Source organism: Pseudomonas purpurea, assembly GCF_039908635.1.
GTDB lineage: Bacteria > Pseudomonadota > Gammaproteobacteria > Pseudomonadales > Pseudomonadaceae > Aquipseudomonas > Aquipseudomonas purpurea.
This window is the reverse complement of record NZ_CP150918.1, coordinates 5923934-5931563: the sequence shown is the minus strand read 5'-3', so window position 1 is coordinate 5931563 and position 7630 is coordinate 5923934. Positions and strand designations below refer to the sequence as shown.

At 56.0% G+C, this 7630-nt stretch carries 7 protein-coding genes; all 7 read left to right on the top strand.

Going from position 1 to position 7630, the window contains the following annotated elements; genetic code table 11:
• The first annotated feature begins 565 nt into the window (after positions 1-565).
• A complete protein-coding gene (rpmH, locus tag AABM54_RS26895; protein WP_003213577.1) occupies positions 566-700 on the top strand; it encodes a 50S ribosomal protein L34 in 135 nt (44 codons plus the stop codon).
• 16 nt (positions 701-716) lie between these two features.
• A complete protein-coding gene (gene rnpA, locus AABM54_RS26890; RefSeq protein WP_347906306.1) occupies positions 717-1118 on the top strand; it encodes a ribonuclease P protein component in 402 nt (133 codons plus the stop codon).
• A complete protein-coding gene (gene yidD / locus AABM54_RS26885) occupies positions 1111-1356 on the top strand; it encodes a membrane protein insertion efficiency factor YidD (RefSeq protein WP_010465488.1) in 246 nt (81 codons plus the stop codon). The genes rnpA and yidD overlap by 8 nt, the downstream gene beginning before the upstream one ends.
• A 2-nt stretch (positions 1357-1358) precedes the next feature.
• Positions 1359-3041, top strand: a complete 1683-nt coding sequence (gene yidC / locus AABM54_RS26880) for a membrane protein insertase YidC (RefSeq protein ID WP_347902920.1) — start codon at positions 1359-1361, stop codon at positions 3039-3041.
• 79 nt (positions 3042-3120) lie between these two features.
• Positions 3121-4491, top strand: a complete 1371-nt coding sequence (gene mnmE / locus AABM54_RS26875) for a tRNA uridine-5-carboxymethylaminomethyl(34) synthesis GTPase MnmE (protein ID WP_347902919.1) — start codon at positions 3121-3123, stop codon at positions 4489-4491.
• A gap of 604 nt (positions 4492-5095) precedes the next feature.
• Positions 5096-6988, top strand: coding sequence for a tRNA uridine-5-carboxymethylaminomethyl(34) synthesis enzyme MnmG (gene mnmG, locus AABM54_RS26870; protein WP_347902918.1), 1893 nt, complete (start codon positions 5096-5098; stop codon positions 6986-6988).
• Positions 6985-7629: a 16S rRNA (guanine(527)-N(7))-methyltransferase RsmG gene (rsmG, locus tag AABM54_RS26865; RefSeq protein WP_347902916.1), complete on the top strand. Its 645-nt coding sequence runs from the start codon at positions 6985-6987 to the stop codon at positions 7627-7629. The genes mnmG and rsmG overlap by 4 nt, the downstream gene beginning before the upstream one ends.
• The last annotated feature ends 1 nt before the right edge of the window (position 7630 follow it).

The window sequence follows — 7630 nt, the reverse complement described above, 5'->3', positions numbered from 1 at the left end:
GGATATCCCCTAAGTTGAAAGCCGGTGAGGCAAAAACAAGCCGCCATTGTAACGGCCAACCGGTCACTTATCCACATGCAGGTTGCTCACAGGCAACCGGAAATCAACGTCTTATCTGAAATAAACACGACCAATGGTCTGTGCATAAACTCTGTGGATAAGCGCACCTGAGCTCGTTGCACAAGTGGGGGGTAAACCCGGTGGATAACTGGCCTGTGGATAAGACACCGTTCCACACACAGCTTATCCGATAGCGCAGCACAGGCTTACCACTGCTTTCCACCATGGTTGTCATTCTCTGTACAGCCCGAATTAGAAGGCCTCAAGGTAGTTATCAACAGAGGATGGCGTCCCTAGCTTTTATAAGCTTTACAGAAAAGCTTTAAATAAGTTCCTTCTTTATTTTTATATCTGGCTGTCCACAATGAAACGCAGATCCGGCCAGATATCCATTTAAAGGAAACGTTGGTTGGAAATTGACCTAGACGCTTGCTTTCTCTAGAATCCCCGGTCTCTTAAAACGGGGGCCATTCCGGCCCGTTGTGGACGAACCAGGTAACACGACATGAAACGTACTTTCCAACCAAGCACTATCAAACGCGCTCGTACCCACGGTTTCCGTGCTCGCATGGCTACCAAAAACGGCCGTGCCGTCCTGTCGCGTCGCCGCGCCAAAGGTCGTGCGCGTCTGGCAGTTTGATAATCCGGTACTGGAGGTGAGTCAGGACTTCAGTCGGGAAAAGCGTTTGCTGACCCCCCGGCATTTCAAGGCAGTCTTTGACTCCCCTACCGGCAAGGTTCCGGGGAAAAATCTCCTGCTCCTTGCGCGCAACAACGATCTCGATCACGCCCGTCTTGGGCTGGTTATCGGGAAAAAGAGTGTAAAACTCTCCGTTGAGCGCAATCGCCTCAAACGTCTGATGCGCGAATCGTTTCGCCTCCACCAGGACTCTCTGGTTGGGTGGGATATCGTGATCGTCGCGCGCAAAGGTTTGGGCGATGTAGAAAACCCCGAATTGATTCAGCATTTCGGCAAACTCTGGAAGCGTCTGGCTCGTAGCACGCCGGTACCAGCAGTCAAAACCGAAACTGTAGGGGTAGACAGCACTGATGCGTAAACTGGCACTCGTTCCGATCCAGTTTTATCGCTACGCCATTAGTCCTCTGATGGCCAGTCACTGTCGTTTCTACCCCAGTTGTTCCTGCTACGCGTATGAAGCCATTGAAAATCATGGCCTTCTGCGCGGTGGCTGGCTGACCTTTCGTCGTTTAGGTCGCTGTCATCCGTGGAATCCCGGTGGTTATGACCCGGTTCCACCTATCCCTACCTCCCGTTCTTCTTCGATGGCCGAGTAATCATGGATATCAAACGCACGATCCTGATCGTCGCCCTGGCAATCGTGTCGTATGTCATGGTCCTTAAGTGGAACCAGGACTATGGCCAGGCTGCCCTGCCGACTCAGAATGTTGCTGCCAGCACCACCGCACCGGGCCTACCGGACACGGCGACTGGCAATAACGCTTCCGTTAGTGACGACATTCCACGCGCGGCAAGCGATACCAGTGCTCCAGCCGAAGCTCCAGTGGCGGCCAGCAAAGACCTCATCCAGATCAAAACGGATGTGCTCGACCTGGCTATCGATCCACAAGGTGGTGATATCGCCCAGCTGAAGCTGCCGCTGTATCCACGTCGCCAGGATCACCCGGAAATTCCGTTCCAGCTGTTCGATAACGGCGGCGAGCGGACCTATCTGGCACAAAGCGGTCTGATCGGCACCAACGGTCCGGACGCAAATCCAGCAGGTCGCCCGGTGTTCTCTTCGGAGAAGAAGACGTATCAACTGGCTGATGGTCAGGATCAACTGGTTGTTGACCTGAAATTCAGCAAGGACGGCGTTAACTACATCAAGCGTTTCACCTTGAAACGTGGCCTGTACGACGTCACCGTTTCCTACTTGATCGACAACCAGAGCGCACAGCCCTGGTCCGGTGCAATGTTTGCGCAGTTGAAGCGTGACGCCAGTTCCGATCCTTCTTCCAGCACTGCCACCGGCACCGCGACTTACCTGGGCGCCGCCCTGTGGACAAGTTCCGAGCCGTACAAGAAAGTGTCCATGAAGGACATGGACAAGGGTTCGCTGAAAGAAACCGTTCAAGGGGGCTGGGTTGCCTGGTTGCAACACTACTTCGTGACCGCGTGGATTCCGGCGAAGGGCGAAAACAACATCGTCCAGACCCGTAAAGACAGCAAAGGCAACTACATCATCGGTTACACCGGCCCGGCATTGACCGCAGCGCCAGGTGCGAAAGTAGAAACCAGCGCTGTTCTGTACGCCGGTCCGAAAAGCCAGGCGGTACTCAAAGAGTTGTCCCCAGGTCTGGAACTGACTGTCGACTACGGCATTCTGTGGTTCATTGCCCAGCCAATCTTCTGGCTGCTGCAACATATCCACGCTCTGGTCGGTAACTGGGGCTGGTCGATCATCTTCCTGACGATGCTGATCAAAGGGATTTTCTTCCCGCTGTCGGCTGCCAGCTACAAATCCATGGCGCGCATGCGTGCAGTGGCACCTAAACTGGCTGCGCTGAAAGAGCAACATGGCGATGACCGGCAGAAAATGTCGCAAGCCATGATGGAGCTGTACAAGAAAGAGAAGATCAATCCGCTGGGTGGTTGCTTGCCAATCCTCGTGCAGATGCCGGTATTCCTTTCGCTGTACTGGGTACTCCTGGAAAGCGTGGAAATGCGCCAAGCGCCGTTCATGCTGTGGATTACCGACCTGTCGATCAAGGATCCGTTCTTCATTCTGCCGATCATCATGGGCGCAACCATGTTCATCCAGCAGCAGCTGAACCCGACACCTCCGGATCCGATGCAGGCCAAGGTGATGAAGCTGATGCCAATCATCTTCACCTTCTTCTTCCTGTGGTTCCCGGCAGGTCTGGTGCTGTACTGGGTTGTGAACAACTGCCTGTCCATCGCTCAACAGTGGTACATCACACGTAAGATTGAAGCGGCTACCAAAAAAGCCGACGCATAACTTACTCTGTGGATAACCACTCAAAACGCCCCCTAGTGGGGCGTTTTGCTATCTGCCATTTTTATCTGGATATCGAATCATGAGCGTTCCTCGTGAAACCATCGCCGCCGTCGCCACCGCCCAGGGCCGTGGCGGTGTCGGTATCGTCCGTATTTCCGGGCCGTTGGCCAGTGTTGCGGCGAAGGCCATCAGTGGCCGTGAACTCAAACCGCGTTTCGCCCATTACGGCCCGTTCCTCAACGCCGATGAAGACGTCCTGGACGAGGGCATTGCCCTGTATTTCCCGGGGCCAAACTCCTTCACCGGCGAAGACGTGCTGGAACTTCAAGGCCATGGCGGCCCGATCGTTCTGGATATGTTGCTCAAACGTTGCCTGGAACTGGGATGCCGCCTGGCCCGACCGGGCGAATTCAGCGAACGTGCCTTCCTCAACGACAAACTCGACCTGGCCCAGGCCGAAGCCATCGCTGACCTCATTGAGGCAAGTTCTGCACAGGCTGCCCGCAACGCCTTGCGTTCGTTGCAAGGTGCGTTTTCCCAGCGTGTGCATAACCTCACCGAACAACTGATCGCGTTGCGGATCTACGTCGAGGCCGCTATCGACTTCCCGGAAGAGGAAATCGACTTCCTTGCCGATGGCCACGTACTGACGATGCTCGATGCGGTGCGTAACGAGTTATCCACCGTGCTGCGTGAAGCCGGGCAGGGCGCCTTGCTGCGCGATGGCATGACGGTGGTGATTGCCGGTCGTCCGAATGCTGGTAAATCCAGCCTGCTGAACGCATTGGCCGGTCGTGAAGCAGCGATTGTCACCGAGATTGCCGGCACCACCCGGGACATCTTGCGCGAACATATCCACATCGATGGCATGCCACTGCATGTGGTCGACACCGCAGGGCTGCGCGATACCGATGACCAGGTCGAGAAAATCGGCGTGGAACGGGCGTTGAAGGCCATTGCCGAGGCGGATCGAGTGCTGCTGGTGGTGGATGCCACGGCTCCCGAAGCCGCTGATCCGTTCGCATTGTGGCCAGAATTTCTGGAACAGCGCCCGGATCCAGCCAAAGTGACGTTGATCCGCAACAAGGCGGATCTGACCGGTGAAGCGATTGCGCTGGAGGTCAGCGAAGATGGCCACGTGACCATCAGCCTGAGCGCCAGGTCGGCCGGCGAGGGCCTGGAACTACTGCGTGACCACCTCAAGGCCTGCATGGGCTATGAACAGACCTCGGAAAGCAGCTTCAGCGCCCGCCGACGTCACCTGGAAGCCCTGCGCCATGCCAGCGCCTCACTCGAACATGGCCGCGCACAGCTGACCCTGGCTGGTGCCGGCGAGCTGCTGGCCGAAGATTTGCGTCAGGCGCAGCAGTCCCTGGGGGAAATTACCGGCGAATTCAGCTCGGATGACCTGCTAGGAAGAATCTTTTCCAGCTTTTGCATCGGTAAATAGCTTCACCTCTCCCTCTGCAGGAGCCGAGCTTGCTCGCGAGACAGTGTGTCTGACACACCGCGTTGCTTAAATCGCAGGCAAGCCAAGCTCCTCCCTCCTCGTATTTATCCAAATTATTTGAGCCACCGAGCGGCATCGACCGCTTCGGTGGCTTTTGCGTGGGCGCCATTTGCTCCATTCGGCGCTTTTCTGTGGATTAAGCCCTGTGAATAACTGCCACTGAGCACAGTTGATAACAGGGCTTCAAAACTGAGGAAAACCACCTCTGTGGATAACCACCCCTTTCATCCACAGGCTTACACCGGTTATCCAAGGGCCTCCTTGGCACATGACCACAGGGTTTTGAATCTCTGTACATATTGAATATAAAGGGCTGTATCAATCTATCCACAGAAAGGTGGCTCAGTAGAAATAAACATAAAAACAAAGATTTAATAAATTTCTCTCTTTTTAATTTCTATTATCCCGACTTCTCCACAGCTGGTTAATTTTTGTGCAAAGGGTTCTTTAGGAAGGGTGAAGTCCCTATACTTGTCGACCAGGTCCAAAAACCTGAGCTCAAACTATTCCTGATTACCTAACTGAAGCAGGCACGAGGTGCGTGGTGGATTTCCCTTCCCGTTTTGAAGTGATCGTCATCGGCGGCGGTCATGCCGGTACCGAGGCAGCACTGGCCTCAGCACGTATGGGGGCAAAAACCCTGCTGCTGACGCATAACGTGGAAACCCTCGGAGCAATGAGCTGCAACCCTGCAATTGGCGGGATCGGCAAAAGCCACTTGGTCAAGGAAATCGATGCCCTTGGCGGCGCGATGGCGATCGCCACCGATAAAGGGGGGATTCAGTTTCGCGTGTTGAACAGCCGCAAAGGCCCAGCCGTGCGCGCTACTCGCGCCCAGGCCGACCGCGTGCTGTACAAGGCAGCTGTCCGCGAGATTCTCGAGAACCAGCCCAACCTGTGGATATTTCAACAGGCCGCCGACGACCTGATCGTCGAACAGGAACAAGTGCGCGGTGTTGTCACCCAGATGGGCCTGCGTTTCTTCGCAGATTCCGTGGTGCTGACGACCGGTACGTTCCTCGGTGGACTTATCCACATCGGTTTGCAGAACTATTCCGGCGGTCGTGCCGGCGATCCACCGTCGATCGCCCTGGCTCATCGTCTGCGTGAATTGCCTTTACGCGTCGGTCGTCTGAAAACCGGCACGCCACCGCGTATCGATGGCCGTTCTGTGGATTTCTCGGTGATGTCCGAGCAACCAGGCGATACACCGATTCCGGTGATGTCGTTCATGGGCTCCAAAGAACAGCATCCAAGGCAGGTCAGTTGCTGGATTACCCACACCAATGCCCGTACTCACGAAATCATCGCGTCGAACCTCGACCGTTCGCCGATGTATTCCGGGGTGATCGAAGGTATTGGCCCGCGGTACTGCCCGTCGATCGAAGACAAGATCCACCGCTTTGCCGACAAGGAAAGCCATCAGGTCTTCATCGAGCCGGAAGGTTTGACCACCCACGAGCTGTACCCGAACGGGATTTCCACCTCCTTGCCGTTCGACGTGCAACTGCAGATCGTGCAATCGATTCGCGGGATGAAAAACGCCCATATCGTTCGTCCGGGTTATGCCATCGAGTACGACTACTTCGATCCGCGTGACCTGAAGTACAGCCTGGAAACCAAAGTCATCGGCGGTCTGTTCTTTGCCGGGCAAATCAACGGCACCACCGGTTACGAAGAAGCCGGCGCCCAAGGTTTGCTGGCCGGGGCCAACGCGGCATTGCGTGCCCAGGGCAAAGACAGCTGGTGCCCGCGTCGCGACGAAGCGTACATCGGTGTATTGGTCGACGACCTGATTACCCTGGGGACCCAGGAACCGTACCGGATGTTCACGTCCCGCGCCGAATACCGCTTGATCCTTCGCGAAGACAACGCCGACCTGCGCTTGACCGAAAAAGGTCGCGAACTGGGACTGGTGGATGACGTGCGTTGGGCGGCTTTCTGCAAAAAACGCGAAAGCATCGAGCTGGAAGAGCAACGCCTGAAAAGCACTTGGGTTCGCCCGGGGACTGAGCAGGGTGATGCCATTGCCGAGAAGTTCGGCACGCCGTTGACCCACGAATACAATTTGCTGAACCTGCTGACCCGTCCGGAAATCGACTACGCTGGTTTGATCTCGGTGACGGGTGCTGGTGCTGAAGACCCACAAGTCGCCGAACAGGTCGAAATCAAGACCAAATACGCCGGTTACATTGATCGCCAGCAAGATGAAATCGCTCGCCTGCGGGCCAGCGAAGACACCAAATTGCCTGTGGATATCGATTACACGACCATCTCCGGTCTCTCCAAGGAGATCCAGAGCAAGCTCGGCGCGACGCGTCCGGAAACCCTGGGCCAGGCATCGCGAATCCCGGGTGTGACGCCGGCAGCGATTTCGTTGTTGATGATTCATTTGAAAAAACGCGGCGCGGGCCGTCAGTTGGAGCAAAGCGCTTGAGTTCGTTGGTCACCTCGCAACATGCCGAAGAGTTATCCACAGGCGCACGCCAGCTTGGCGTCAACCTGACAGAAGCCCAGCACGCACAGCTGCTGGGTTATCTGGCCCTGTTGATAAAATGGAACAAGGCCTACAACCTCACGGCAGTGCGTGATCCAGACGAAATGGTTTCACGGCATTTGCTCGACAGCCTGAGCGTGATGTCCTTCATCGAAAACGGCCGTTGGCTGGATGTGGGCAGTGGCGGTGGTATGCCGGGCATTCCCCTGGCGATCCTGTTTCCCGAGTCGCAAGTCACCTGCCTGGACAGCAACGGCAAGAAGACCCGCTTCCTGACGCAGGTCAAACTCGAACTCAAACTGGATAACCTGCAAGTTATCCACAGTCGCGTCGAAGCCTTCACGCCTGAACTGCCGTTCAACGGGATCATCTCCCGGGCATTCAGCAGCATGGAGAACTTCAGCAACTGGACTCGCCACCTGGGCGATAGCGACACACGTTGGCTGGCAATGAAGGGCGTTCATCCCGCGGATGAGCTGGTAGCATTGCCGGCAGACTTCCACCTCGATAGCGAACACGCCCTGGCCGTACCCGGTTGCCAAGGCCAACGCCATCTGCTGATACTGCGCCGCACGGCATGAT

Coding starts and splice junctions, on each gene's coding strand:
- rpmH (WP_003213577.1), top strand. CDS start 566: ATGAAACGTACTTTCCAACCAAGCACTATCAAACGCGCTCGTACCCAC.
- yidD (WP_010465488.1), top strand. CDS start 1,111: ATGCGTAAACTGGCACTCGTTCCGATCCAGTTTTATCGCTACGCCATT.
- yidC (WP_347902920.1), top strand. CDS start 1,359: ATGGATATCAAACGCACGATCCTGATCGTCGCCCTGGCAATCGTGTCG.
- mnmE (WP_347902919.1), top strand. CDS start 3,121: ATGAGCGTTCCTCGTGAAACCATCGCCGCCGTCGCCACCGCCCAGGGC.